The sequence below is a fragment of the Roseibium polysiphoniae genome (assembly GCF_014842925.1).
GTDB classification, from domain to species: Bacteria; Pseudomonadota; Alphaproteobacteria; order Rhizobiales; family Stappiaceae; genus Roseibium; species Roseibium polysiphoniae.
Genome location: NZ_JACYXJ010000004.1, coordinates 448883 through 474611, shown reverse-complemented (window position 1 = coordinate 474611; position 25729 = coordinate 448883). Strand labels below are relative to the sequence as shown.

Sequence of the window (25729 nt, the reverse complement as noted above, 5' to 3'; positions counted from 1 at the left end):
GGATAGTGGGAGCCTTCCAACATCTCTCGGGGTCATTGATGACTAGCCTGCCGAAGTCGATCCAGGAGAACCTTCACTTCCTTTGCGCTGAAATCGACGGGCAGCTTCAGCAGTTGGAAGCGTTTTTCAGCGTCCCGTCAGCGGGAACGGCGAGGCGCATTTTCGACCGGGCAGGCTATGCTCACAACCTGACGACACGGATCCACAGCGCCTGCATACGGCGTTTGACAAACACCAGGAAAACCGAGCGCAACCAGATTGCGTTGCGAAGTCTCGAATTTATCGCCACGGACCTTCTGCGTTTGGCCAACCTCAACCGCCAGTGCCTGCGCCATGCCGAACGCATCGAACATTTCGAGATCCTCGTTCCCGAACGCTATCCGCCGATCATTCAGCGCGTCCGTGCAGGCGTTGCAAAAGTCGAAGCTGCTCTTTCCAGCAACGACAGTGCCCGCGCGGTGCAGATTGGCCAGCTGAACCGCAAGGTTGCCAACGACTACAACAAGCTCTTCAAGATCTACACCAATGAGATGCGCGCCACGACGCACACCGCGGATCTGGCACACAGCCTGTTGGTGGCCAGTGAGATCCAGCGCATGGGGACCTCTCTCCAGACGATCAGTGAAGCGCTCATTTCAATCAACATCGGCCAGGCGGTGAATTTCGAGCGCTACTTTGCCTTGCAGGGCCTAATGGCCGACTTCGAAACGAACGGCGATTATCACATCGAAGCCATCGCGGAAACGCGGTCGGGAAGCGCGATCTCGGCAATCACCGATAGCAACTCTCACAACGTCGCAGCTGTCTTCAAGGATGGAGAAAAGCGCAAGGTCAAGGAAGAACGCGCCGGGGTAAAAAGCTGGAACTCGATTTATCCCGGCCTCGCTCCCAAGATCCTGTCCTACCAGAAGCGCAACCAATCCGCCGCACTGCTGATTGAACACCTGCCCGGATTGACGTTCGAACAGATTGTCTTGAATGAGCCGGACGATCTTTGCGCGAAAGCTCTCAAGCAGCTTGGGACGACCTTGAAGGATGTCTGGCGCCAGACGAAGACTGACGAGTTTGCCGAACTCGGCAGCATGCAGCAGCTTTCAAAGCGCCTTGACGAGGTCTACCGCGTGCACCCGGAGTTCCGCAGCACACGGAGCAATTTGGCAGGTTTCGAGATTCCTGCATTTGAGGATCTCATCGAAAGCGCAAGAGAACGCGAAGCGGCTGTCTCGGCTCCGTTTTCGGTCTACATTCACGGCGACTTCAACATCGACAACATTATCTATGACCCCGGTGAAAACCGTATAAATTTCATTGACCTGCATCGCTCTCGCTACATGGACTATGTACAGGATGTATCGGTCTTCATGGTGTCAAACTATCGCTTGCAAGTGCTCGACGCCCCCGTCCGCCGACGGATCATGAAGCTTTCTTATGACTTCTATCAAATCGCCCGTCGCTTCGCCCGCAAGCAGAACGATGAGACGTTTGATTATCGCCTGGCCTTGGGCCTCGGGCGTTCTTTTGCCAGCTCGACCCGCTTCATCTTCGACAAGTCTCAGGCGCGCAAAATGTTCCTCAGATCCCGTTATCTGATCGAACGGGCACTCACTTGTAAAACCGGCCAAGAGCACAAGTTCAAACTGCCTGTGAAGGAGATCTTCGTTGACTGAGCCCAGAATCGGAGTGATCGGCATACCTGGAAAGTGGTCCACGGAAACACTGGCCGATGCAATCGAAGAACGTAGCGGCTTCCGGCTGGTCATTGACATGGCTCAGGTCAGCCTCGACCTGACAACATCATCTCTCTGGTTCCAAGGTGTTGATCTCTGCGAGCTGGACGGCTTGATCGTTAAGAAGATCAGCGAAGAGTACAGCCCCCATACGCTTGATCGGCTCGAGATGCTTCGCGTTGCAGAAAACCGTGGCGTTAAGGTCTTCAGCGGCGCAGAAAACATCATCCGCCTTGTCGACCGGCTAAGCTGCACAGTCACACTTTCAAATGCCGGCATTTCAATGCCTCCCACCTGCGTAACGGAAGACCAGGATGCGGCGTTCGAGACGGTGACGCGCTTTGGAAGTGCCGTCTTCAAGCCGCTGTTCTCGACAAAGGCCCGCGGTATGTGCGTCCTTGAAGCAAGCGCTGGCGAGGATGTCGTCCGTAAAGACATTGCCGCCTTCTCCGAGGAGCACCCTGTGATGTACATCCAGCAAAAGATGGATCTGTCCGGTCAGGATCTGGGCATGGTCTTTCTGGCTGGCAGATACCTTGGAACCTACGCCCGCGTCTCGCAGTCGAAAGCCTGGAACACGACGATCGAGAGTGGAGGCAAATACGCGCCTTTCTCGCCAGATGACGAACTGATTGCGCTGGCACACAAAGCACAAGCACCCTTTGGTCTCGACTTCACGACCGTTGACGTCGCTCTGACGCCTGAAGGACCAATTGTCTTCGAAGTATCAGCGTTCGGCGGTTTCAAAGGCGCACTTGAGGGCGCTGGCATAGAGGCAGCAGGCCTTTATGCCGACCATGCGCTAAGGAAGGTCAGGTCATGAGCGAGCTAAGCAGCCAAGATGTGAACGACGCCCTGCAACCTCAAGGCCGATGTTCCGCGCATTCGCCCATTCATCTGAAAGTGGGAAGCGTCGTCGTCGAAATACGTTCCAATTCTGAGCCAGTCCTTTCGGAGCTGCGGCAGTATTTCCTGCATGCCGTCGTCCCGGACGAAGACCCAACCCTAACTGTCTATGTTCTCGATGATCTGGATCTTCCGTTCGATGTCGCCTGGTCTGATTGGGCCAGAGAGCCGGGCAAGGCCGGTCGTAAGGACGCAATTTCAGATCTGCCAAATGCACGGCTTGTCCGAAAAGTGCGCACCGGCATGACATTTCTGCAGTCAACAGACTGGAAGATCGCATTCGGCCCCTGCAAGGCCTATCCGAACCAGGTCGTCAATTTTGTAAACACTCAGATTTTGAACCACTTTCAGCAGCTCGGCTGGGTCGGCTGTCATGCGGCCGCAGTCAATTGTGGGGAGCGAACGCTCGCGATTGCCGGTCTTTCGGGCGGCGGCAAGTCGACAACCATGCTCAAGCTGATGGAGCTGGATGGCGGCCGCTATGTCACGAACGACCGTTTGCTTGTTGGGAGCAACACGCCTCATCCCGATGCGCTTGGCATTCCTAAATTGCCGCGGATCAATCCCGGAACCATACTTCACAATCCAAGGCTTCGCAGCATGCTTTCGGCCACCAAACAGGCCGAACTGGAGGCACTGACCGACGAGGAGCTGTGGACTCTGGAGGAAAAACACGACCTGATGGTTGGTGACGTCTTCGGCCCGGACCGCATCAGGCACGCCGCATCCCTCACGCACTTTTGGGTTTTGAACTGGTCACGTGAAACTGACGAACCGACGAATGTCCGCGATGTGAAAATCGAAGATAGGCCGGACTTGCTGGCGGCTATCATGAAGAGCCCGGGGCCGTTTTACCAACGGCCCAATGGCAGCTTTTGGCAGGACGACAGCCCGCTTGAACCCGAAGCCTATCTTGCAGCCTTGAAAGGCGTCGAGGTGCAGGAAGTTTCTGGCCAGATCGATTTCGACGTCCTCTTTCAATATGGCGAAAAACTCTTTGGTGCCCGGGCATGACGAGACGCCTGGCAATTCTGGTCCGTCACGGTGACTACGAGCAGCGCCCCAACGCCCCGAGCGCGCTCCAACCCTTCCCGTTGACGGCGAAGGGAAAGTCGCAAGCCGATGCTGCCGGCCTAGAAATCGCGGCTTTCTGCAAAGAAGAAAATTGGCACCTTTCGCCTGTCATTTCATGCTCGCGCCAACTTCGCGCCTGGCAGACTGCCGTATTTCTGTCCGAAGGACTTAGATCGGAACTCAATCTCCCGGCAGTCGTTGAAGAAAGTGAGGAACTTGCGGAACGGAGCGTTGGAGCCTTGGCGAACCTGACCGTTGAAGAAATCGAGGCGATCATCGCAGCAGATCCGCGCCACGAAACTTTGCCGAACGGATGGAAGTCCAGCAGCGACTACAGATTACCGTTCCAAGGCGCTGAATCCCTGCAGGAAGCAGGGCAGCGAGTGTCCGACTACCTTGTATCCCAGATGGCAGCGCTAAAGGAAACCGCCGGAACTGTGGCGAAAGTCTTCGTCGGTCATGGCGCCTCCTTTCGGCACGCCGCTCATCGCCTTGGGGTGATCGATTTTGACGAGATTGCACGACTAAGCATGCACCACGCGAGACCCGTTGTGCTGGAGGTCAACGACAAGATGTCATGGCGCCGTGTGCACGGCGAATGGAAGAACCGGTATCCCGATGAACCAGCTACAGACTGAAGGAACACAGGCCGTTATGATGCCTGCCCCCGAAAACACCGAGGACCTTCTGCCGACCATTCTCGGGACACGAGCAGCCTCGCTTGGCGTTCCTGAAAACTGCGTCCCTTGGCCTTTGGACATGAATCACTCCGGCGGCTCAACGCCAGACCAAACAGCCAAGATCCTTAAAAGCTTGAGGAAATCAGGTGAGTATGGGCAATGGAGATGGCCAAAGCGTCCAGTTGTTTTCATTTCCGACCTTCATGCTGATGCCGAAAGCCTCGTCAGGTCTTTGGTCGCCGCCGGCGTTGTTCAACGTCATGAAAACGATGCCGATGGCTTCGACCTGACAGACTTCGGACGTTCTTGCGTCCTCGTCATTGGCGGCGACTGTCTCGACAAAGGGCCAAGCAACCTGGACCTACTCAACAGCTTAAAAAAGCTGATTGAAACCGGCGTTCGTCTCAAGTTGCTTGCAGGAAATCATGACTTGCGCCTCCTGCTGGGTGTTCGTGCCTTGACGAGCGACCGGTCGCCCCTGACCGAACATATGTTCATCCGGATGGGCAACAAGGTGCTACCCCTTCTGCGCGAGGTCTACGACAAACACGTCGCGCCGGCGAACGAGTTGGAGAGCGTGCCGGATCTTGAGACTTGCCGTGATCGGATTTTTCCGAGCGAAACCTGGCAAAGAGATTTTCCGGAAGCTGCGGCAGAACATCTTGGCGAAGCAGCTATCCAAAAGGAGCTCCGCCGGCTTAAGAAAAAGATCGCAACTTTCGAGGAAGCAAGCCTGAGCGCCGGGCTAGATATGCGCATGCTCTACGCCGCCGCAATGAAATGCAGGGAACTTTTCCTGGCGCCTGACGGTCTCTACGCCTGGTTTTACGACCGGATGCGCGCGATCTACAAGACTGGATCCGTTCTCTTTGTTCATGCAGGTCTGGATGACCATATCTGCGCCGAGATCGATGAGAATGGCGTGAGCCACATCAACCAGCTGTTTCGCGAACAGGTCTATCAAGACCCTTTCACGTTCTACTCCGGCACCGTCGCCAACATCATGCGAACCAAGTACCGAGCGGTTGACAAACAGCTGTCATCACAAGGTGTCGAACGGCTTCATCGCGCAGGCGTCAAGATCCTCGTACATGGTCACGTCAATCGCGACCGCGGGCAAAGACTGAAGACGATGAAAGGCTTGCTCCACGTCGAAGCGGATATCACGCTGGACCGAAATTCGCGAAAGATCGAAGGCCTCAAGGGAATTGGCACCGGCGCAACCATAATCCTGCCAAATGGCAACATTGTCGGCTTCAGCAACGACTTTCCATATGCGAAAGTATTCACTCCCGAGATCCACATGACAAAGGCGGCGCTCCAGCATGATGGAACGTAAGGACAGATTTAAGCACGAGTCCATTCAGGACCGAAAAACCATTCAATCCCTGATCACCGCGATCAACCGAGGGATCGCAAAGGGTGAGCTGCATTTCAGCGATGACACCGGCGAAATCACCTTGAACCCGGACGGCATGCTCAATCTGAAGGTCACTGCGTCCAAGGATGAGGCGCGTTGCCGCATGGATATCCGCATATCCTGGGCCAACGAAAACACCGACCTGAAAGATGCCGGGAAGCTGAAAGTAAAGTCCTGAGAATCAACGTCGAAAGCGCGAAACCACATAAGTGCGGTTTTCACGCTTTTGATCCGACGGCGAACAAGGTTGCTTCAAAAGCCCCTCCCCGCCATCAGATCGCTTGAAGCTGCTTTCGCTTACGATGCAGCTTGGAAGCCCGGGATGATCTTCTCGGCATAATCAGCAATGATTTTCTCTTCATCGCCGCTGTCGAGATAGATGTTGAACTGGGTCACTCCTGCTGTCTCAAGCTCTTTCAGCTTTGCAATGTGCTGATCCGCAGTGCCCAGGATGGTGAACGCGTCCACGATCTCATCGGTGATGAAGTCGAGGAACGGGTTATCGCTCTGACCGTGCTTTGAATAATCATAGCCACGGCGCTTCTCGATGTAGGACGTCAGACTTGCGGGCACCAAATCTGAATCCGAACCATACTTCTCGACAATATCGGCCACATGATTGCCGACCATTGCAGGGAACCATTTCACCTTCTCTCGGGCATATTCGATATCCCCGGTGTAGGCCGGCGCCGCCGCCATGATGCGGTAGCCAGACATGTCACGCCCTGCTTCTTCACCCGCCTTTTTGGCCTGATCTCCAAGCCACTTACAGATACCCGGCTCCGCGATCTGCAGGATGAGGCCGTCGCCAACACGCCCGGCTGTTGCCAGAGCCTTGGGGCCGTAAGCCGCGATCCACATCGGTGGCTCATGACCAACCGCCCAGGGGAATTGCACAGGTTCAGGACATTCGCCGTATTGTGCCTCCTCACCTTTGATCAGCTTCCGCATCACATCGGTAAATTCTTCAAGCCGCTTGAGCGTCGCAGGCTTTTTCCCCATCACGCGAACGGCGCTGTCGCCTCGGCCGATGCCGATGTCGAACCGGTCGCCAGACTGCTTGGCGAGCGAACCGAAGAGGCTGGCGGCGACTGACCAGTCACGGCTGTTGGGATTGGTCACACAGGGACCAAAGCGCATGTGCTTGGTGTGCTCCATACACATGGCCATCGCGACATAGCTGTCACGCCAGAGAATGTGGCTATCGTAGAACCAGCAGTAGGTGAAGCCGGCGTTCTCCGCCTGCCGCACCAGTGCTTTTGCACGGTCGGCCTCCACAAATCCCTTGAAGCAAATTCCGAATTCCATCGCGGTTTTCCCCTCGGTCTTCGTTGCCGGCACCGCTACCTGCAACGCGATTGTCATGGTGGAAATCTCCAGCGAACTGGCGCCGCCGTCAACTATTTTTGACCATTTGATAAAAAATTTCTGCCGACTCCTTGATCAAAGCTAAAAATGAGGCAATCCTCAAGACTGTTCTCACCAGCCAAGGCCCAGCGTGGCAGAGTGAAGACCGGCCACCGAAAGTCTCCAAATCATGCAGGCTACGGAAGATGCGTCCACGGGAAACAGGTGTCGTGCGTGACCAAAAGTAAAATCATAGCGCTTTCCGGCGGCGTAGGCGGCGCAAAGCTCTCGCAGGGTCTGGCAGCTGAAATGAACCCGCAGGACCTGACGGTGATCGTCAACACCGGTGATGATTCAGCGCACTATGGCCTGTTTGTCACGCCCGACATCGACACTCAGCTCTACACACTGTCGGGTCGAGCCGATCTTGAGCGCGGCTGGGGACGTAAAGACGAGAGTTGGAACGCGATGAACTCATTGCGCGAGCTCGGCGAAGACATCTGGTTCAACATCGGCGACAAGGACCTTGGCACCAATCTGCTTCGAACCATGCGGCTTGCCCGTGGGGACAGGCTGACCGAAATCACCATCGACTTCGCAAAGTCATTTGGTCTGGAATGCCAGCTCCTGCCGATGGCTGACATGCCCGTATCGACGCAGCTTCGTTGCTCTGATGGAAACTACGACTTTCACGACTGGTTTGTCGCAAAGAGAGCTGAGCCAACTGTCGAAGAAGTGGTTTTCAGAGGCGCCAGCGAGTCAAGCATGACGGCAGAAGTCGCGAGCGCTCTCGGCGACCCCGACCTTGCTGCAATCATTGTGTGCCCTTCCAATCCATACCTGTCCATCGACCCCATCCTGGCTGTGCCTGGGCTTCGTCAGGCGCTCATCGATAGCCCGGCACCGGTTATCGGCGTCACGCCGGTCGTCGGAGGCAAAGCAATCAAGGGACCAACGGCGTCGATGATGCGAGGCTTTGGCCTGCCCGTGAAGGCATCGACCGCCGCGGCGGCACATGCAGATATCTATGACGGCTATTTGCTTGATGAACAGGACGCAGACGATGCGCCAGAGTTCCAGACGATCGGCAGCGGCCTTCCTGTTGCACTCGCCGATACCATGATGGTTGACATGACTGCCAAGCGCAGGCTTGCGCGAACTGCACTGGATTTCGCCCAGCGCCTTCTAAGCGAGCAAACGCCATGACGATCTGGGCACTCATTCCAGTGAAAGTTTTTGCAGAGGCCAAATCGCGGCTTTCAAGCATTTTGACACCCAAACAGCGGGCGATACTTGCGCGGGCAATGTTTAGGGACACGCTCTCTGCCACGGCGCTTGCGGAAGGCCTGGACGGCATAGCCGTTGTAACGAAGGATCCTGAGGCTGCCGAGATTGCAAGATTGGCCGGCGCTTGCGTCATCGACGATCAAACCCAGGATCTGAACGATGCCCTGACCGCCGGTAGAATGACGCTACAAAACCGGCTTGGAGCCGTCGACCTCATCATCATTCCGGCAGATCTTCCCGCAGCTAGAGCGAGTGATATCGACGACTTTATTGCAGCACGCCGTACACCAACACAGATCGTCCTCTCTCCCGACCATGAAGGAGATGGCACCAACATGCTCCTGACAGGTGCTATGACAGACTTTCCCTATGCTTTCGGCCCGGCAAGCTATCAGCGTCACATCAGCCAGGCCAAAGACCTAGGCTATGAAGCCACATCCTTGAAAAGCGTCCGCGTCGGCGCCGATCTCGATAATCCGTCCGACCTTTACAGAATTTGGCAGCATGCGCCTGGTGAACATACCAAGCGGGCGCTCGAAACCTTCTGTCTCAGCAGCCATTGGCCTCTCAAGGAGGTATCATGACCCACTCTCTCCGCGACCTAGACCTTGAAGCGCTGATTGCCGAAACGGACATTCATGGCCTCATGCATCGCGCCCGTACAAGACGTGACGCTGCATTTGGGTCCCTCGTAACCTATTCGCCCAAAGTCTTCATTCCGCTGACGATGGCCTGCCGGGATGTCTGCCACTACTGCACCTTTGCCAAACCATTGAAGGCAGGTCAGAAGGTTTTTCTGTCGCCTGAGGAAGTGCTTGATCTCGCCAGGAAGGGAGAGCAGGCAGGCTGTCAGGAGGCATTGTTCACACTTGGCGAGAAACCGGAACTTCGTTACCGGCCCGCGCGGGAAGCTCTCGATGAGCTCGGTTTCGAAACAACTGTTGACTATCTGGCCCACGTGGCTGGCCTGGTCAGAGACCAGACGAACCTCCTGCCCCACCTCAATCCGGGCACATTGACGACTGCCGAATTCGAAAAGCTTAAACCGACGGCAGCTTCCATGGGCATGATGCTTGAGACGACCTCACAGCGACTGTCCGCGCGCGGCGGCCCTCATTTCGGCAGCCCAGATAAGGAACCAGCAGCAAGACTTGCCGCCCTTGAAGCTGCGGGAAAAGCTCAGGTTCCCTTCACCACCGGCCTGCTGATCGGAATCGGTGAAACCCGACGGGAAACTGTTGAGGCTCTTCTGGCCATTCGGGATGCACACTCGGAATTTGGGCACATTCAAGAAGTTATCATACAAAACTTCTTGCCCAAGCCGGACACCAAGATGCGCGCCTTCCCGCCGGCCGACCCAATCGAACATCAATGGGCGATTGCAGCGGCACGGATGATCTTGCCGATGGAAATCAGCCTCCAAGCCCCCCCCAATCTCGCAGCTGGCACTGGTGAGGAACTGCTTCAAGCCGGCATCAATGACTGGGGCGGCGTCTCACCAGTCACCATCGACCACGTCAACCCCGAAGCCCCCTGGCCGAGCATCGAGAAACTCGCCAAGATCACCGCAAGCGAAGGCAAAACGCTAGCGCCGCGCTTGACGATCTATCCCTCCTTCATTCACCGGGCCGATGACTGGATCGCTCCCCGAATGGTTAGATCCGTCTTGAGAGCATCAGACGGCGAAGGGCTCGCCTTTGAAGGTACCTGGACCCCAGGTTCAGATAAGAAGCCGCCAGAGATCCGCAAAGGCGGCGGCGTTGACCCCGAAATCCAGGCGATACTGAACCTCGCGCCCAAAACCGTCTTGACTGAAGAGCAGATTGTCCGGCTGTTTTCCGCGCGCGGTGACAGTTTCCATGCGGTCTGTGCTCATGCAGATCAGCTGCGCAAAGCGACAAATAGCGACCGCGTTCACTACGTCGTGACCCGGAACATCAATTACACAAATGTCTGCACCTACGGCTGCACGTTCTGTGCATTTTCAAAGGGCAAGACGCATGAAGAACTCCGGGGCCCAGCTTACGATCTCGATATGGAGGAGTTTTCAAGGCGTGTTTCGGAAGCTTGGGCGAGAGGTGGCACTGAAATCTGCCTGCAGGGTGGCATCCATCCCGGCTATACGGGCGAAACTTATCTGAACCTTCTGCGGCATGCGAAACAAGCTGCTCCAGATATTCATATCCACGCTTTCTCGCCTTTGGAGATTTGGCAAGGCGCGGCAACCCTGGATCTGCCGCTTACGGACTACCTTCTCAAATTGAAGGAGGCAGGGCTTTCGTCCTTGCCCGGAACAGCCGCCGAAATCCTCGATGATGAAGTTCGAACAAAGATCGCACCGGACAAGATCACGACAGATCAATGGTTTCAGGTCATGCGCGCAGCTCATTCTATTGGCCTGAAGAGCACGTCGACCATCATGTATGGCCACATCGAACAGCCGAAACATTGGGCGAGACACCTACTCCGTCTTCGCGCTCATCAACTCGAACACGGCGGCTTCACCGAGTTCGTTCCGCTCCCCTTCGTTGCACTGGAGGCTCCAATCTACCTGCGCGGTCAGTCGAGGAAAGGGCCCACCTGGCGGGAGGCGGTCTTGATGCATGCCATTGCTCGCATCGTACTCCACGGTGCAATCGACCACATTCAGGCGTCATGGGTTAAAATGGGCCCCGAAGGCGCGGCCGCCTGCCTAAACTCCGGCGCAGATGATATGGGCGGCACTTTGATGAATGAAAGCATTACGCGTGCAGCCGGCGCCGTTCATGGGCAAGAGTTTGCCCCATGGCAGATGGAAGACCTGATTCATTCAGTCGGGCGCAAACCATTTCAGCGTTCAACCGTATATGGCCATGTACCAGAGGAACGCCGGCAACGTGCCATGCAAGCCGCCCCGCTTCAGGACATGACCAACACGCCATTCAAGGCACGCAAGCAACGCGACCGCTTGAACGCCTGACCAGACAAAAACGATTACAGCAAAGGGATCGCAATGCTGCGCATTGGATACAAGGCTTCCGCCGAACAGTTTCGGCCTCACGAACTGATGGAGTTCGCAATCCTGGCCGAGGAAGTCGGCCTGGACAGTGCGTTTATCTCCGATCATTTTCAGCCTTGGCGGCACACGGGCGGCCACGCCCCGCACGCTCTCGTCTGGCTTGGCGCAGTCGGTGCAAGAACCAGCCGCATCGCGCTGGGAACCTCGGTTCTGACCCCGACCTTCCGTCACCATCCGTCGATGATCGCTCAGAGCTTTGGCACGTTGGGCTCAATGTTTCCTGACCGCATTATCCTTGGAATCGGAACTGGCGAAGGCCTCAACGAGGTTCCTGCAATTGGCTGTGAGTGGCCGGAACGGAAGGAACGTTTCGCACGCCTGCGCGAAGCAGTCCGGCTGATCCGCAAACTATGGACCGAAGAGCGTGTAAGCTTTGAGGGGGACTACTACAAGACCGAGAGCGCAACGATTTATGACAGACCGGAAAACCCGGTTCCGATTTATGTTGCCGCAGCCGGTCCAATGATCGCAAAATATGCCGGCCGTTTCGGCGACGGCTTCATCTGTACATCTGGCAAGGCTCCAGCACTATACTCAGAAACGCTCATTCCGAACCTAGAAGCCGGGATCACCCAACAGGAACGACAAGCATCAGACGTCGACCGAATGATTGAAGTGAAACTGTCTTTCGACACAAATCTGGACCGCGCGAAGGAAGACACCCGTTTCTGGGGCGCTCTTGCCTTGACACCGGAACAGAAGATGACGGTCGAAGACCCTCTGGAAATGGAGAAGTTAGCCGACAGTCTTTCATCCGATCAAACCGCAAGTCGATGGATTGTCACTTCAGATGCCGATGAGGTCGTCGAACGATTGAAGCCCTACGTCGACCTCGGTTTCAATCACTTCGTCTTTCATGCTCCAGGGCCAGATCAGACGCGCTTCCTGAAGCAATTTGCGGCAGACGTCTTGCCGCGACTTCGGAACGCCTACGGCTAACGACATCATGGCTCGACTGACACTCACGACCCTTGATGATTTTCCGTTGGTCAATCCGGGCGACGACCTTGCCAACCTCGTCGCCAAAGGGCTCAAGCGTCAGCAAGTTGCGCTCGGCAGGGGTGACGTCGTGGTCATTGCGCAAAAGGTTGTTTCGAAAGCGGAGGATCGCTTTCGAAACCTGGCCGATATTACGCCTGGCCAAGATGCTCTTGATCTTGCAGAGGAAACCGACAAAGACCCGCGGCTAGTGCAAGCCATTCTGGATGAGAGCACGGAAGTCGTTCGCAAGCGAAAAGGCGTTCTCGTGGTTCGCCACCGATGCGGTTGGGTCATGGCGCAGGCAGGCATTGATCAATCCAACGTCGAAGGCAGTGAAAACGGCGCACTGCTGCTTTTGCCGATTGATCCTGATGCTTCTGCCGCTCGCCTGAGAGCCGCGCTATTGGAACGGCTCGACGTTCCTCTCGGCGTTGTGATCGCTGACAGCTTCGGCAGACCATTTCGCAACGGCACAACCGGCGTAGCCATTGGTGCAGCAGGCGTGACGAGCTTTATGGACATCCGCGGCGAGAGAGATCTTTATGGGCGAGAATTGAAGGTCTCAACGGTCGCTCACGCAGACGAGCTCGCCTCAGCTGCATCTCTCTTGATGGGTCAGGGAAACGAGGGCTGTCCTGTGGTTCTGGTTCAGGGGCTCGCGCCTTCGAGGGAGGTGCCGGCAGCTTCCCTCATCAGACCTTTGGAAGATGACCTCTTCCGCTAGTTTACTTTTTCTTTGAATTGCAAAGATGCCGCTCAGTCGGCGAATACGCGCTCTCACAGCCAAATTCTTAAGAGCTACCCGTCCGCAAAGCCTGCCCCCAAGGACGGTCCAAAGCACCTTCGACCATGCATAATATATGAGTTTTATACTCAGCTATTGATGCCCCTCAATAATATGAATATAGAAATCATATTATTGATTGAAGGCGAAGCCATGACCGAACAGTTTTCGAAAACCGACCGCGCACAGATCCGTCGCATGAGAGAACAACACTCAAACATGCGGGACCGGGATCTGGCGAACATGCTCGAAATCTCAGAGGCAAAGCTTCTGGCAGCGTTCTGCGGACATGGTGTGCGTCGCATTGCGGCGAACTTTGACGTTCTCTTCAATGGCCTCAAGGAAGTCGGTGAAGTGATGGCGCTGACGCGGAACGAAAGCGCCGTGCATGAGAAGATTGGTCCATTCGAGAAATTCGTGAATGGCAAGCGGGCAGCATTGATGCTCGGTGAGCAGATCGACATGCGCATGTTCCCAGCTGTTTGGGCGCACGGCTACGCCGTTGAACGACAGGACGGCGAGAACCTACGCAGATCTCTCCAGTTCTTTGATGCGACAGGAGAAGCTGTATTCAAGGTTCACGCTCGGCCGAAAACAGATCTTGAAGGCTGGAACAACCTGATCGACAAACTCCTGCTTTCGGATCAGGACGCAGAAATCGAATTCGAGGAAAAAGCTCACTCAGAAACGGATCGCAAACCAGCATCTGCAGAAGCCGGAGAAACGCTTCGGAAGCGCTGGCAAGGGCTCACGGATCCGCATCAGTTCCATGGCATGCTGAAAGATCTGGGCTTGCATCGCCTAAGCGCACTGGAAGTTGCCGGGCACCAATGGGCATGGAAGCTGGATGAAAGCGCGGTTGCTGCAATGCTGCACCTGGCCGCAAATGAAGCTCTACCGATCATGTGTTTCGTCGGCAACAAGGGCTGCATCCAAATCCACTCCGGTGCGATTGAAACAGTCATGGACAAAGGGCTCTGGATCAACGTGCTTGATCCAACCTTTCACCTTCACTTGCGCACCGACCACATTGCCAGCGTTTGGGCTGTCCGCAAGCCCGCCGACATTGAACACGTGACGTCGATCGAAGTCTACGACGAGAATGACAACCTGATCATTCAGTTCTTTGGCGTCAGAAAAGAAGGCTCGGTCGAGCGCTCGGAATGGCGGGATCTGATCGAAAGACTTCCTCAGGTTCCCACCAATGCCGCAATCGGAGTTGCCTCATGAGCTTCAGATCCACATTTTCGAGCCGCTTTGTTTTTCTCTTTGCAACAGCGCTCTTAGGAAGCCACCTCTTTCTGCAAGGCGCAGCAACTGCCGAACAGGCAGCGGCAGAACGCATCGTAGCCATCGGTGGATCCGTGACCGAGATCGTCTATGCTCTTGGTGAAGAAGACCGCCTCATTGCTCGCGACACAACCAGCACCTTTCCTCCAGAAGCAACGGAGCTTCCGGATGTCGGCTATATACGCGCGCTATCGCCTGAAGGTGTTTTGTCGGTATCGCCTGACATGATCCTGATGCTTGATGGAGCGGGACCGCCTGAGACGCTGGAGCTATTGGCAAAATCCGGAATTCCTATCGTCGGCATTCCAGAGGATTATTCCGGCGAAGGGATACTCCAAAAGGTACAAGCCGTCGGTGAAGCCCTCGGTGTTACGGAAAAAGCAAAGGCCTTGAATGACGATCTGAGGCTCGCACTCTCGAGCGCGGCAGAGGAAAATGCGAACCGAACCAAAGATATCAAGGTTCTGTTCGTCCTGTCCGCCAAAGGCGGCAGAATCCTGGCGTCAGGCGACAAGACCGCAGCAAGCGGTATTCTCAAGTTAGTCGGTGCGGAAAACGCAACGAAAGACTTTGCCGGTTACAAACAGCTCACCGATGAGGCCATTCTGGAGGCTGCGCCAGATGTGATCCTAATGATGAGCAATGGACGAGATCACGGCGCCTCTGCGCAGACACTATTTGACCATCCGGCCGTCTCGCTTACGCCTGCTGGTGAAAACAAACGACTTATCCAAATGCCAGGAAACTACCTCTTGGGGTTTGGCCCTCGCACACCGGAGGTCATTCACGAACTGGCTGCAAAGTTGACTGAGTTCGGCGGCTGACACGCGACATGATCGAGATTTCGCTCAAACGGCTGGGCGCAGGCCGGATGACCGCGGCAATGGTGGAAAAACAACCGACCGGAATGCGGGATTTACTCGCGCGGCAGGTTATTTTCGCCCTCGTCGTGGTCCTGATACTCGCCATATCTGCGAGCCTGACGATAGGACCGATCAAAATCCCGGTTCTTGATGTGATTCAGCACTACCTAATAAACCTGCTTAGTGGCTCAGAAGAGTCTCTGGCAGGCATAAACTTGCGGGACTGGATCGTACTGAGTGAAATCCGGTTACCCAGAACGCTCCTCGGAGCGCTCGTCGGCTCCGCCCTCGCCGTTTCTGGAGCGGTGATGCAAGGTCTTTTCAGGAACCCCTTAGCGGACCCAGGCATTGTCGGCGTTTCCGCCGGAGCTGGTCTCGGTGCCGCAAGCCTCATCGTCCTAGGAGGAACAACTCTTGCCCCGATCGTCTCGATCTTTGGGATCTACGCCCTTCCCCTTGCAGCCTTTGGCGGAGGCCTTTGTTCTACATGGCTGCTCTATCGAATAGGCACTCGAGGCGGTGTTACCTCCGTGGCCACGCTGCTTCTGGCGGGCATTGCTCTTGGCGCCTTTGCTGGCGCGATCACTGGCCTTCTCGTCTATGTTGCCGATGACCAGCAGCTCAGAGACCTGACTTTCTGGGGATTGGGGTCCCTCGCCGGAGCTTCCTGGGAAAAGGTTTTTGCGGCCGCGCCACTGATCTGCACAACGCTCTTCCTATTGCCCATTCTTGCAAATGGCTTGAACGCATTGATGCTCGGAGAAGCGGCCGCGGGCCACATGGGCGTTCGCGTTCAGCGTCTGAAAAATATCAGCATCATCATGGTCGCTGCTGCTTCCGGCGCTTCGGTCGCGGTAAGCGGAGGGATTGGTTTCGTAGGGATCATCGTTCCGCACCTTCTTAGGCTGACCATAGGTCCCGACCATCGCTACCTTTTGCCGGCATCAGCTCTTTTGGGCGCAAGCTTTCTCATCGCAACAGACACCATAAGCCGAACAATAGTTGCTCCAGCAGAGCTGCCCATCGGTATTCTGACCGCATTCGTCGGCGCACCGTTTTTCCTTTGGCTCCTCCTTCGCAAACGCGGCCTGAGCAGCTTTTGATGGAGAACACAGCCTTGAAGCCTCAACAAATTTCGAAGAACTCACCCACAGGAAGCCTTGAGGCGTTTGGCCTTGAGGTAGGTTACAATCGAGCGCCTGTCATCAAGGATCTCAGTTTTGTAGCCGAGCCAGGGCTCTTTCATACCATTTTGGGGCCGAACGGATCCGGCAAAAGCACCCTCTTGAAGGCACTGACCGGCGAACTCTCCTATTCTGGCCGGGTTACGCTCAATGGCGAGAGCCTAAGCACCATCAGAGCGGAAACCCTGGCCTTGCGGCGAGGGGTGCTTCCCCAGCATACGGTTCTCGCGTTTCCGCTAACGGTTTCTGAGGTCGTCAGTCTTGGCGTCTTACGCAATGACACTGTTGGAACAGCGAAGCAGCGCCGCAACCGAATTTTCGAAGCGCTTGGCATGGTTGACCTGGAAGGCTTTGAGGGCAGGCAGTATCAATCGCTCTCCGGCGGGGAACAGCAACGTGTCCAGCTCGCCCGCGTCCTATGCCAAGTTTGGAGCCCGATAGCAGAAGATGGTAGCCGCCGCTGGCTCTTTCTCGATGAACCAGTCTCCAGCCTGGACATCAAGCACCAAATCCAGATCATGAACATTGCTGCCGACTATGCTCGACGCGGCGGCGGTGTCTTGGCCGTTATGCATGACCTCAATCTCACGGCCAGCTTTGCCGACACCGTCATGGTCATTCGAAACGGTGAACTGAAAATCATGGGAAGCGTCGCCGCCGTCTACAAGGACGAAATTCTTTCCGACGCTTATGACCACGACGTTCAAGTATCTCATGTAGATGGGCGCAGCGCGCCAATTGTCCTCGCGAGACATGGCTAGCAATCCGTGTAGGCATAACGGCACCACCAACCTGAAAGCCTGGTAGACTCAAGCGTGCGCCTTGGATAAGCGCCCGTGCCAGGAGCCAATGTTTGAGGTCGCGGTTCGACTTTGCTTTTTCTCTTGGATGCTTCCATAAAAGAGCTCGGAGATTGCAGCTTTTTTTGGATGATAAATTCTAATGATTTTTCCTTGTGTTCTGTCGGGCGGCATCGGCTCGCGGCTTTGGCCCCTCTCCCGTAAGGACCGGCCGAAACAATTCCTGCCTATTTTCAATGGCGAAAGCCTTTTCCAGAAAACCATAAAGCGCGTTCAAGGAGAGACCTTCGGCGCTCCGATTGTGATCGGAAACAACAACCATCGCTTTCTGATGGGTGAACAGCTTGGGGAAACAGGTGTAGAGGCGGACACCATTCTTCTCGAACCCATGGGTCGCAACACGGCCGCACCGGCCGCCATGGCAGCTCTGTTAGCAGACGAAAAAGATCCTGAGGCGCTTGTGCTTCTACTCCCGTCTGATCATCTGATCGGCGAGGAGAATGTCTTCCGGCAAGCAATTGAGAACGCATCAGACGCCGCACTTTCCGGGCAAATCGTGACTTTCGGTATTACCCCGCACGAGCCCAATACAGGATATGGCTATATTCAGCTTGAGGACGGCGCCGACCCTGTCAGAAAAGTCGCGGCCTTTGTCGAAAAGCCCGACCTTTTGACAGCAAAAAAGTTTCTTGCAGATCACAACTACGTCTGGAACGCGGGGATTTTTCTTTACTCCGCAAAAGCGATGATCGACGCATTCGAAACACACCAGCCTCAGTTGATGGCAGATATTCGCGCGGCTCTGGCGACACGCACAGAAGACCTGGATTTCACTCGTCTGGACGCGGACGCCTTTGCCAAGATCGAAAGCATCTCGATCGACTATGCAATCATGGAAAAAGCGCCAAATATCTCTTGTGTTCCCATGGCCCCGCAGTGGGATGATCTCGGATCCTGGTCCGCGATCTGGGATGTCCTCGACAAAGATCCAGAAGGTAACAGTGGACTTGGCGATACACGGTTCCTCGGATCGCAGAATTGTCTCGCCTACGCAGACGACGGTCTGGTGTCGGTAATAGGCCTTTCCGATGTTCTTGTTATTTCCACACGCGACAGCGTCCTTGTTGCCCACAAGGACAAGGCCCAGGACGTAAAGAAGATTGTTGAAGCACTGGAGAACGAAGGGCGGGAGGAAGTCAACGCACACCCCCGTGCCTACAAGCTCTGGGGCTGGACCGAACGGATCAATTCCGGCGACAGGTTTTCTGTCCAGTCGATGATGATCAAACCGGGAAAAGGCCTCACTCTTCAAAGCCACTTGCACCGTGCCGAGCATTGGGTGGTCGTATCAGGAACCGTTGAGATCACCATCGAAGGAAAAGCCGAACTGCTCACTGAGAACCAGTCGGCGTTTGTTCCTTTTGGGGCCCAGCACAAGTTGTATAATCCCGGAAAGATTCCCGTACGCATGATCGAGGTTCAGTCAGGAACCTATCTGGATGCCGACGACATCCTGCGGCATTCGTAAGAGGTAGAATGGTATTTAGGCGGAAAGCTCATCGCGCCGCGGCGGATTTGCACCTGCCCGCGAAACGGTAATTGCAGCTGCCCGCGTGCCGAGTGCCAGCGCTTTCGTAAGCGTGCCTTCGGACACATTAGCAATGGTGCTCCGCTGAAGTACCCCGCTCTCTTGCAAAATGGCCAAAACACCTGCGTTGAAAGTATCACCAGCTCCAACCGTATCGGCCACTTTCACTGAAAGGCCCGGCGCAGATACCTCGAGACCAGAAGCGGTAAAACCGACAGCCCCTTTCGTGCCTTGTGTGACCAGCACGACAGACACTCCCAAGTTTAGAATAACCTGAGCTTTTTCCCTAACAGACTGAGGTCCGGGCAAAATCCAGTCGAGATCTTCGTCTGAGACTTTGACGATATCGGCACTCCGCAACATCCGATCAAGCCGCAGACGATAACGAGCATAGTCACGGATGAATCCAGGCCTGATGTTGGGATCAATCATGACCACCTTCTGGTCCGATTGCCCCACTAGCAAGTCCGCATAGACATCCGCGCAGGGCTCGACGGCCAAGCTGATCCCACCAAAAAACAATGCTTCGACTGCTGAATCTAGCGCTGGAATATCTGAGGGGTCGAGCATTCGGCCAGCCGAATTTTCATCATAGAACGTGTAGGTGGCCTGACCCTCATTTAGCTGAACAAAAGCTAGAGTGGTCGGCAGGTCGCTAAGGATGGAAGGCCCTACATCGACGCCACTTGCGGTAAGAGCCCCCTCCAACTGCACTCCGAAGAGATCGGTCGAAAGGCCGGTCAGCATCCCGGTCTTCACGCCAAGTCGCCCCAGGGCAATCGCCGTATTGAAAACGGCGCCACCGGGATGGGGCACAAATGCCAATTGCCCGGAAGCGCTCTTCTCCGGGATCATGTCGATAAGCGCTTCACCGCAGCACAGGATCATAATCTCAATGGCTTCCTTCGCTGAGATAGGCCTGAAGGGTCTTGCGTGCACCGCTTGCCCAAAGGCACTTCAGCTGCCGATCGAATGCATCCGCGAAGACATCATTGCGGCCGAGGTCGCCGAAAACATCGTCAAGGGCGAGGAACGCAGAAGGGCTCTCTTTTGAAATTTCCGCTGCATCTCGCAGCTGTTCGGCGCGCTCATCCTCCAGGACGAACCCACTGTCTTCAAGCGCACTTTCTGCACAATACCGGCACCAGAAGGCAACCTCTAACGCAAGTCCTTCGATGGAGCGACCTGCCTGAAGTGCATCCGCGATCGTAGGCAAGATGAATTTTGGTTGCCGGTTCGAGCCATCAAGGCAAAGCCGGGCCACCGTGTCTCCAATTTCCGGATTTGCAAACCGGAGGACACATGTCTCGAGATACTCATCGAAGCCGATGCCAGATATCGGCGGAACGACCGGGATCACATCCGTACGCGCCAGCTTCTTGAACCAACCCGAAATGTCAGGGTCCGCCATCGCCTCATGGACGAAATGATAGCCAAGCAACGCGGATGGGTAGGCAATCGCTGCGTGACCACCGTTCAAAATCCGAAGCTTCATCAGCTCATAGGGAGCGACATCATCAACGAATTGAACGCCAACTTCCTCCAGGGCCGGCCGCCCTGCCGGAAACCGGTCTTCCATCACCCATTGGCGAAAGGGTTCGCAGGCCACCGGAGCATCATCCTGGATCCCGAATTTCTGCGCAACGAGCGCCACTTCTCGTGCTGAGGTCGCTGGCGTGATGCAGTCGACCATACTGCTCGGAAAGGCGACATTGGTTTCGATCCAACCTGCAAGATCGGGCACCATTTGCTTTGCTAGACCTACAACGGTCTGGCGTGCCACATGTCCGTTTTCAGGCAGGTTGTCACAAGACAAGATTGTGAACGGCTCGAGGCCGCTGTCCTTGCGCAGGCCCAATGCGACGATCAAGATGCCAAATATCGTTTGCGGTGCATCGGGGTTTTCGATGTCACTTAGAATCTCGTGGTGGGATAGATCAAGCTGTCCGGTTTTTGCGTCGACATAGTAACCGCCCTCAGTGATCGTCAGTGAGACAATGCGGATCTCGGGACGAATGAGGGTTGCAATAAGCGCAGCCGGGTCGATGTCCGCAAAGTCCGTCATGACGCCAGTTACGCGAGCATTCAGACCGTTCGGTTCCAGCTCCACAACTGTCGTCAGCCAGTCTTGCCCGGCGAGACGATCTCTCATCGCCTTGTCGTAGCTCTTGACGCCAGCGCCAATGATCGCCCAGTCGTGGTCGAAGCCCTTGTTGAACAGCCGGTCCAGATAGACAGCCTGATGCGCCCGATGAAAATTGCCAACACCAATATGCACGATGCCCGGAGACAGCTGCTCCCGGGTGTACTGCGGTGTGCCGACGCTTTCACCTAGCTCGGACAGGGTAGACAGAGACAATTTCGTTGTCACATTCGCCTCTTACAGATTTACTGGCATTTGATTTCGCCTGAGGGCGAAGTTGCAGAAGAAGACGGCAGAGCGAGTGCATCTGCTCCCAAAGCCGGCTTGAGCGAGAACACGACCCGCAGGCCTCATCAGAGCTTATCGAAGGGTTTGTCCGTCAGCGTCGAAACGATGAAGATGCTCCGGCATTGGCGTGACGTGGACGATGTCACCATGGTGAACACCCGCCTCTCCCTGAACACGAACGGTCATGGGCGCGAGCCCATCGACATGTACGTAAAGGAAGGTGTCAGACCCGAGGTGCTCGGCAACGCCGACCTTACCCATCCAGGTTCCAGAAGTTGCTGAAAGACTTAGATGCTCCGGACGGATGCCAATGCTATGCGCGCCATGCTTCTCGGCCTCCGCACCCTCAACGAAATTCATCTTGGGCGAACCGATAAATCCGGCAACGAACTTGTTCGCCGGAGCACGGTACAGGTCCAGCGGAGATCCGACTTGCTCAATGCGGCCGGCCTGCAACACGACGATCTTGTCGGCCATTGTCATTGCCTCGACCTGATCGTGCGTCACATACACCATGGTCGTCTTCAGCGATTGGTGCAGTTCCGATATCTCCAGCCTCATGTTGACGCGCAATGCCGCATCAAGATTGGAGAGCGGTTCGTCAAACAGGAAGGCGGAGGGCTCACGGACAATCGCACGGCCAATCGCAACCCGCTGACGTTGACCGCCAGAGAGCTGGCCGGGACGGCGGTCCAGATAATCGGTCAGGTTCAAGGTCGCGGCTGCAGACGAGACACGTCGTTCCTGTTCTGCCGGGTCGATCTTGGCCATCTTCAGCGGGAAGGCGATGTTCTTGCGAACGGACATGTGCGGATAGAGAGCGTAGGACTGGAACACCATGGCCAGCCCGCGTTTTGCCGGCGCCACTTCTGTCGCATCCTTGCCGTCGATCTCGATATGCCCATCCGTGACGTCTTCGAGACCTGCGATCAAACGCAACAAGGTCGACTTGCCACATCCCGACGGACCAACGAAAACAACAAATTCTCCGTCTTCAATATCGAGGTCTAACGGTCGAATGACTTCGACATCGCCAAATGCCTTGGTGACTTGTTTGAGAGATATCTTACCCATGGTCAGATTTCCTATTTCACAGCGCCAAAGGTCAGGCCACGTACCAACTGCTTCTGGCTAAACCAGCCAAGAATCAGGATCGGAGCGATGGCCAATGTCGAGGCAGCCGAAAGCTTTGCGTAGAAGAGACCTTCCGGGCTGGAATAGCTCGCGATGAAGGCAGTGAGCGGAGCGGCTTTTGCCGCCGTCAGATTGAGGGTCCAGAACGCCTCGTTCCAGGCAAGAATGACGTTCAGGAGGAGCGTCGATGCGATGCCCGGAACGGCCATGGGTGTGAGGACGTGCACGACCTCGTTCCAGAGCGTCGCTCCGTCCATACGTGCCGCTTCCAGGATTTCTCCAGGGATTTCCTTGAAGTACGTGAACAGCATCCAGACAATGATCGGCAGATTGATCAACGTGAGAACGATCACCAGACCCAGCCGTGTGTCGAGAAGCCCGAAGTCACGGAACAACAGATAAATCGGTATCAAGACGCCCACTGGTGGGAGCATCTTGGTGGACAACATCCACATCAGGATGTCCTTGGTCCGCTTTCCCGGAACAAACGCCATGGACCAGGCGGCCGGGATTGCAATTGCAAGGCCCAGCAGGGTCGAGCCAAGTGAGATGATCACCGAGTTCATGAAGTGCAGAAAGTAATCTGACCGTTCATTGACTTCGGAGTAGTTCTCCAAGGTCCAGTCGAACAGCAGGAAGGAGGGAGGCGATGCTATCGCCTCCGCCTCGGTTTTGAAGCTTGTCAGAATGGTCCAGAGGATCGGAAAGAAAATGGTCAATCCGATCGCCCAGGCTATAAGTGTGACCACAAACTTTCGCTGATTGGAAACGCGCCGCGCCATGATCAAGCCTCCAGATTCTTGCCGATCATCCTCATCAGGAAGATCGCAACGATGTTGGCGAGAATGACAGCAATGATGCCGCCGGCTGAGCCGCCCCCGACGTCGAACTGCAAAAGCGACTGTGCATAGACGAGGTAGGTGATGTTGGTGGACGCATACCCCGGCCCGCCATTGGTTGTGACCAGGATCTCGGCGAAAACGGACAAGAGGAAAATTGTCTGAATGAGGATAACCACCGTGATCGCACGGGACATGTGCGGGAGCACGATATAGATGAACCGGCTGCCGAAGTTTGCGCCGTCCATTTCGGAAGCTTCAAGCTGCTCCTGATCAAGTGACTGAAGCGCGGTGAGGAGAATAAGCGTCGCAAAAGGCAGCCATTGCCAGGCGACGATCAGAATGATCGAAAACAGCGGGGCATGCGCGAGAAAGTCAAAAGGCTCCAGCCCCATGCCCTTGGCCATATGAGCGAAAAGCCCATTGACCGGGTTCATGAACATGTTCTTCCAGACCAGAGCTGACACCGTCGGCATCACGAAGAATGGAGCAATCACCAGAATACGAACGATGCCCTGTCCCCAAAACGGCTGATCCAGAAGCAATGCGAGAGCTGTTCCGCCCACAATGGTGATGAAGAGCACTCCGACGACCAGCAGAATGGTGTTGGTCAGCGCCTCAAAAAACGCCGGGTCCGTGAGAAAGAACTCGTAGTTGGTGAAGCCGATGAACTCTTCCATTCCCGGCATCAGAAGATTGTAGCTCAGGAAGGAAAAGTAGACGGTCATGGAGAGCGGAACGATCATCCAGCCAAGCAGCAAAAGCACAGCAGGAGAAATCATGAACCGCGCCGCGGCACGAGAATGAGCGGTAGCCATTGGTCCAGCCAGTTCGGAACGAAAAAAGCGAGACCGATCCGCCATGGATCGGTCTCAAGTCAGACATCGATTACTTAATGTAACCAGACTTCTTCATTGTGCGCTCGGTGATCGCCTGGGCGTTCGCCAGAGCTTCATCTGCGGTGACGTTTCCAGCGAGTGCTGCTGCAAAAGCCTGTCCTACCGCGGTTGCAATGCCCTGGAATTCCGGGATTGCGACGAACTGGACACCAACGTAAGGCACCGGATCAACCGTCGGGTTGGTCGGATCTGCCGAGTTGATGCTATCAAGCGTCATCTTGGCAAAAGGCACCTTCTGGTATTCCGGGTTCTCGTAGAGCGAAGTCCGGGTTCCAGGAGGCACATTCGCCCAGCCTTCCTTCTCAGCTACGAGCTCGAGGTATTCCTTGGAAGTCGCCCAGTCGATGAACTTCTTGGCAGCTTCTTCCTTCTGAGTTCCAGCCGGGATTGCCAGAGACCATGCCCAGAGCCAGTTGCCACGCTTGCCAAGACCATTGTCCGGTGCGAGTGCGAAGCCGACCTGATCGGCAACGGTGCTGTCGGCAGGGTTGGTCACGAAGGACGCAGCCACTGTGGCGTCAATCCACATGCCGCATTTGCCGGTTTGGAACAGAGACAGGTTCTCGTTGAAGCCGTTTGAGGACGCTCCTGGAGGGCCTGCGTCTTCCATCAGGTCGAGGTAGAAGGTGAGCGCGTTCTTCCAGGCTTCACTGTCAAACTGCGGCGCCCAGTTTTCATCAAACCAACGTGCACCGAAGGAGTTCGCGGTGGCGGTCAAGAACGCCATGTTCTCGCCCCAGCCTGCCTTGCCGCGCAGACAAACACCGTAGACTTCGTTGTCCTTGTCGGTCATGGCGCGAGCCGCCTTACCGATGAATTCCCAAGTTGGCGCATCCGGCATTTCGAGACCGGCTTTCTCCATCAGGTCCTTCCGGTACATGACCATAGAACTCTCACCGTAAAATGGTGCCGCGTAGAGCTCACCATCGATGGTCAAACCGCCACGGATCGCCGGAAGAATGTCGTCGACATCATATTCGGCAGGAAGGTCATTTAGGGATACGAGCCAGCCTTGCTTGCCCCAGATCGGCACTTCATATGTGCCGATGGTCATCACATCGAACTGTCCACCCTTGGTCGCAATGTCCGTTGTGACGCGCTGGCGCAGCACGTTTTCTTCCATCGTGAGCCATTCCAGCTCGATGTCCGGGTTTTTCGCCGTGAAGTCATCGGCCAGCTTCTGCATGCGGATCATGTCGCCGTTGTTGACCGTCGCGATGGTCAGCTTCTCGGCAAGCGCAGGTGAAGCCACGAGCGTCAGTGCAGTCGCACCCAAGAGGGCGCGTGAAAAAAGGGTCATATTTTCCTCCCAAAGCTCAAGATGAGCATTTGCTAATTAGGCGGGCAATTATTCACAAAAGAGTCGCAACACGTCAAGCTGCAGCGCAACGCCACAGCGGAACTTTCGTTGCTGCATTGCAAAAAAAGAAACAAAAT

The 25729-nt window shown here is 55.6% G+C and carries 23 protein-coding genes; 16 read left to right on the top strand and 7 right to left on the bottom strand.

What is annotated here, in order from left to right:
• Positions 1 to 38 precede the first annotated feature (38 nt).
• Genes IG617_RS12415 through IG617_RS12390 form a run of 6 tightly spaced genes read left to right on the top strand, consistent with a single transcriptional unit; the run spans position 39 to position 5985 of the window.
• Positions 39 to 1667, top strand: coding sequence for an aminoglycoside phosphotransferase family protein (locus tag IG617_RS12415; protein WP_192109521.1), 1629 nt, complete (start codon positions 39 to 41; stop codon positions 1665 to 1667).
• Positions 1660 to 2550, top strand: coding sequence for a GAK system ATP-grasp enzyme (locus IG617_RS12410; RefSeq protein ID WP_192109520.1), 891 nt, complete (start codon positions 1660 to 1662; stop codon positions 2548 to 2550). Before IG617_RS12415 ends, IG617_RS12410 begins: the two co-directional genes overlap by 8 nt.
• On the top strand, positions 2547 to 3647 hold the full coding sequence (locus tag IG617_RS12405; protein WP_192109519.1) for an HprK-related kinase B: 1101 nt from the start codon (positions 2547 to 2549) through the stop codon (positions 3645 to 3647). Before IG617_RS12410 ends, IG617_RS12405 begins: the two co-directional genes overlap by 4 nt.
• Complete coding sequence (locus IG617_RS12400; protein WP_192109518.1) at positions 3644 to 4345, top strand: histidine phosphatase family protein; 702 nt, start codon at positions 3644 to 3646, stop codon at positions 4343 to 4345. The genes IG617_RS12405 and IG617_RS12400 overlap by 4 nt, the downstream gene beginning before the upstream one ends.
• A 16-nt stretch (positions 4346 to 4361) precedes the next feature.
• Entirely contained in the window at positions 4362 to 5726 is a 1365-nt protein-coding gene (locus IG617_RS12395) for a metallophosphoesterase (protein ID WP_192109517.1), read from the top strand.
• A complete protein-coding gene (locus IG617_RS12390) occupies positions 5713 to 5985 on the top strand; it encodes an amphi-Trp domain-containing protein (protein ID WP_192109516.1) in 273 nt (90 codons plus the stop codon). The genes IG617_RS12395 and IG617_RS12390 overlap by 14 nt, the downstream gene beginning before the upstream one ends.
• Before the next feature lie 119 nt (positions 5986 to 6104).
• Here IG617_RS12390 and IG617_RS12385 read toward each other — a convergent pair whose 3' ends face one another.
• On the bottom strand, positions 6105 to 7172 hold the full coding sequence (locus tag IG617_RS12385; RefSeq protein ID WP_254170528.1) for a TIGR03842 family LLM class F420-dependent oxidoreductase: 1068 nt from the start codon (positions 7170 to 7172) through the stop codon (positions 6105 to 6107).
• Positions 7173 to 7388: 216 nt separating this feature from the next.
• Here IG617_RS12385 and cofD point away from each other — a divergent pair, with 216 nt between their 5' ends.
• The 10 genes from cofD to IG617_RS12335 all read left to right on the top strand — a co-directional run bounded on the left by cofD (position 7389) and on the right by IG617_RS12335 (position 18929).
• Positions 7389 to 8360 (top strand): 2-phospho-L-lactate transferase, encoded by a 972-nt coding sequence (cofD, locus tag IG617_RS12380; RefSeq protein ID WP_338109970.1) that lies wholly within the window; start codon positions 7389 to 7391, stop codon positions 8358 to 8360.
• Positions 8357 to 9025, top strand: a complete 669-nt coding sequence (cofC, locus tag IG617_RS12375) for a 2-phospho-L-lactate guanylyltransferase (RefSeq protein WP_192109514.1) — start codon at positions 8357 to 8359, stop codon at positions 9023 to 9025. The genes cofD and cofC overlap by 4 nt, the downstream gene beginning before the upstream one ends.
• Positions 9022 to 11400: a 5-amino-6-(D-ribitylamino)uracil--L-tyrosine 4-hydroxyphenyl transferase CofH gene (gene cofH / locus IG617_RS12370; RefSeq protein ID WP_192109513.1), complete on the top strand. Its 2379-nt coding sequence runs from the start codon at positions 9022 to 9024 to the stop codon at positions 11398 to 11400. Before cofC ends, cofH begins: the two co-directional genes overlap by 4 nt.
• Before the next feature lie 33 nt (positions 11401 to 11433).
• A complete protein-coding gene (gene fgd, locus IG617_RS12365) occupies positions 11434 to 12438 on the top strand; it encodes a glucose-6-phosphate dehydrogenase (coenzyme-F420) (protein WP_192109512.1) in 1005 nt (334 codons plus the stop codon).
• 7 nt (positions 12439 to 12445) lie between these two features.
• Complete coding sequence (cofE, locus tag IG617_RS12360) at positions 12446 to 13204, top strand: coenzyme F420-0:L-glutamate ligase (RefSeq protein WP_192109511.1); 759 nt, start codon at positions 12446 to 12448, stop codon at positions 13202 to 13204.
• Between the two features lie 213 nt (positions 13205 to 13417).
• A complete protein-coding gene (locus IG617_RS12355) occupies positions 13418 to 14494 on the top strand; it encodes a hemin-degrading factor (RefSeq protein ID WP_192109510.1) in 1077 nt (358 codons plus the stop codon).
• Complete coding sequence (locus IG617_RS12350; protein ID WP_192109509.1) at positions 14491 to 15378, top strand: heme/hemin ABC transporter substrate-binding protein; 888 nt, start codon at positions 14491 to 14493, stop codon at positions 15376 to 15378. Before IG617_RS12355 ends, IG617_RS12350 begins: the two co-directional genes overlap by 4 nt.
• 8 nt (positions 15379 to 15386) lie before the next feature.
• Positions 15387 to 16520, top strand: a complete 1134-nt coding sequence (locus IG617_RS12345; RefSeq protein ID WP_420826150.1) for a FecCD family ABC transporter permease — start codon at positions 15387 to 15389, stop codon at positions 16518 to 16520.
• Between the two features lie 14 nt (positions 16521 to 16534).
• Positions 16535 to 17362 (top strand): heme ABC transporter ATP-binding protein, encoded by an 828-nt coding sequence (locus tag IG617_RS12340; RefSeq protein WP_254170527.1) that lies wholly within the window; start codon positions 16535 to 16537, stop codon positions 17360 to 17362.
• A gap of 181 nt (positions 17363 to 17543) precedes the next feature.
• On the top strand, positions 17544 to 18929 hold the full coding sequence (locus IG617_RS12335) for a mannose-1-phosphate guanylyltransferase/mannose-6-phosphate isomerase (RefSeq protein WP_192109507.1): 1386 nt from the start codon (positions 17544 to 17546) through the stop codon (positions 18927 to 18929).
• 15 nt (positions 18930 to 18944) lie between these two features.
• Here the strand turns inward: IG617_RS12335 and IG617_RS12330 are convergent, their stop codons facing one another.
• From IG617_RS12330 to IG617_RS12305, 6 genes are all read right to left on the bottom strand, one after another.
• Positions 18945 to 19877 carry a carbohydrate kinase family protein gene (locus IG617_RS12330; RefSeq protein ID WP_192109506.1) on the bottom strand — a complete coding sequence of 311 codons (933 nt, stop codon included), beginning with the start codon at positions 19875 to 19877 and terminating at the stop codon, positions 18945 to 18947.
• A gap of 4 nt (positions 19878 to 19881) precedes the next feature.
• Complete coding sequence (locus tag IG617_RS12325; protein ID WP_192109505.1) at positions 19882 to 21360, bottom strand: mannitol dehydrogenase family protein; 1479 nt, start codon at positions 21358 to 21360, stop codon at positions 19882 to 19884.
• A gap of 132 nt (positions 21361 to 21492) precedes the next feature.
• Positions 21493 to 22494: an ABC transporter ATP-binding protein gene (locus IG617_RS12320; RefSeq protein ID WP_192109504.1), complete on the bottom strand. Its 1002-nt coding sequence runs from the start codon at positions 22492 to 22494 to the stop codon at positions 21493 to 21495.
• An 11-nt stretch (positions 22495 to 22505) separates the two neighbouring features.
• Positions 22506 to 23336: a carbohydrate ABC transporter permease gene (locus IG617_RS12315; protein WP_192109503.1), complete on the bottom strand. Its 831-nt coding sequence runs from the start codon at positions 23334 to 23336 to the stop codon at positions 22506 to 22508.
• Between the two features lie 2 nt (positions 23337 to 23338).
• The gene (locus IG617_RS12310; protein WP_153772119.1) at positions 23339 to 24211 is read right to left on the bottom strand and encodes a carbohydrate ABC transporter permease; all 873 of its coding nucleotides are present in this window, start codon (positions 24209 to 24211) and stop codon (positions 23339 to 23341) included.
• Positions 24212 to 24281: 70 nt separating this feature from the next.
• Complete coding sequence (locus IG617_RS12305) at positions 24282 to 25592, bottom strand: ABC transporter substrate-binding protein (RefSeq protein ID WP_192109502.1); 1311 nt, start codon at positions 25590 to 25592, stop codon at positions 24282 to 24284.
• Between the last annotated feature and the right edge of the window lie 137 nt (positions 25593 to 25729).

Excerpts from the sequence above, each read along its gene's own strand:
- fgd (WP_192109512.1), top strand. The coding sequence starts at position 11,434 with ATGCTGCGCATTGGATACAAGGCTTCCGCCGAACAGTTTCGGCCTCAC.
- IG617_RS12315 (WP_192109503.1), bottom strand. The coding sequence starts at position 23,336 with ATGGCGCGGCGCGTTTCCAATCAGCGAAAGTTTGTGGTCACACTTATA.
- IG617_RS12415 (WP_192109521.1), top strand. The coding sequence starts at position 39 with ATGACTAGCCTGCCGAAGTCGATCCAGGAGAACCTTCACTTCCTTTGC.
- IG617_RS12390 (WP_192109516.1), top strand. The coding sequence starts at position 5,713 with ATGATGGAACGTAAGGACAGATTTAAGCACGAGTCCATTCAGGACCGA.
- IG617_RS12305 (WP_192109502.1), bottom strand. The coding sequence starts at position 25,592 with ATGACCCTTTTTTCACGCGCCCTCTTGGGTGCGACTGCACTGACGCTC.
- cofC (WP_192109514.1), top strand. The coding sequence starts at position 8,357 with ATGACGATCTGGGCACTCATTCCAGTGAAAGTTTTTGCAGAGGCCAAA.
- IG617_RS12335 (WP_192109507.1), top strand. The coding sequence starts at position 17,544 with ATGATTTTTCCTTGTGTTCTGTCGGGCGGCATCGGCTCGCGGCTTTGG.
- cofH (WP_192109513.1), top strand. The coding sequence starts at position 9,022 with ATGACCCACTCTCTCCGCGACCTAGACCTTGAAGCGCTGATTGCCGAA.
- IG617_RS12310 (WP_153772119.1), bottom strand. The coding sequence starts at position 24,211 with ATGGCTACCGCTCATTCTCGTGCCGCGGCGCGGTTCATGATTTCTCCT.
- IG617_RS12405 (WP_192109519.1), top strand. The coding sequence starts at position 2,547 with ATGAGCGAGCTAAGCAGCCAAGATGTGAACGACGCCCTGCAACCTCAA.
- IG617_RS12345 (WP_420826150.1), top strand. The coding sequence starts at position 15,387 with ATGATCGAGATTTCGCTCAAACGGCTGGGCGCAGGCCGGATGACCGCG.
- IG617_RS12355 (WP_192109510.1), top strand. The coding sequence starts at position 13,418 with ATGACCGAACAGTTTTCGAAAACCGACCGCGCACAGATCCGTCGCATG.
- IG617_RS12395 (WP_192109517.1), top strand. The coding sequence starts at position 4,362 with ATGATGCCTGCCCCCGAAAACACCGAGGACCTTCTGCCGACCATTCTC.
- IG617_RS12350 (WP_192109509.1), top strand. The coding sequence starts at position 14,491 with ATGAGCTTCAGATCCACATTTTCGAGCCGCTTTGTTTTTCTCTTTGCA.
- IG617_RS12330 (WP_192109506.1), bottom strand. The coding sequence starts at position 19,877 with ATGATCCTGTGCTGCGGTGAAGCGCTTATCGACATGATCCCGGAGAAG.
- IG617_RS12385 (WP_254170528.1), bottom strand. The coding sequence starts at position 7,172 with ATGACAATCGCGTTGCAGGTAGCGGTGCCGGCAACGAAGACCGAGGGG.
- IG617_RS12320 (WP_192109504.1), bottom strand. The coding sequence starts at position 22,494 with ATGGGTAAGATATCTCTCAAACAAGTCACCAAGGCATTTGGCGATGTC.
- cofE (WP_192109511.1), top strand. The coding sequence starts at position 12,446 with ATGGCTCGACTGACACTCACGACCCTTGATGATTTTCCGTTGGTCAAT.
- IG617_RS12400 (WP_192109518.1), top strand. The coding sequence starts at position 3,644 with ATGACGAGACGCCTGGCAATTCTGGTCCGTCACGGTGACTACGAGCAG.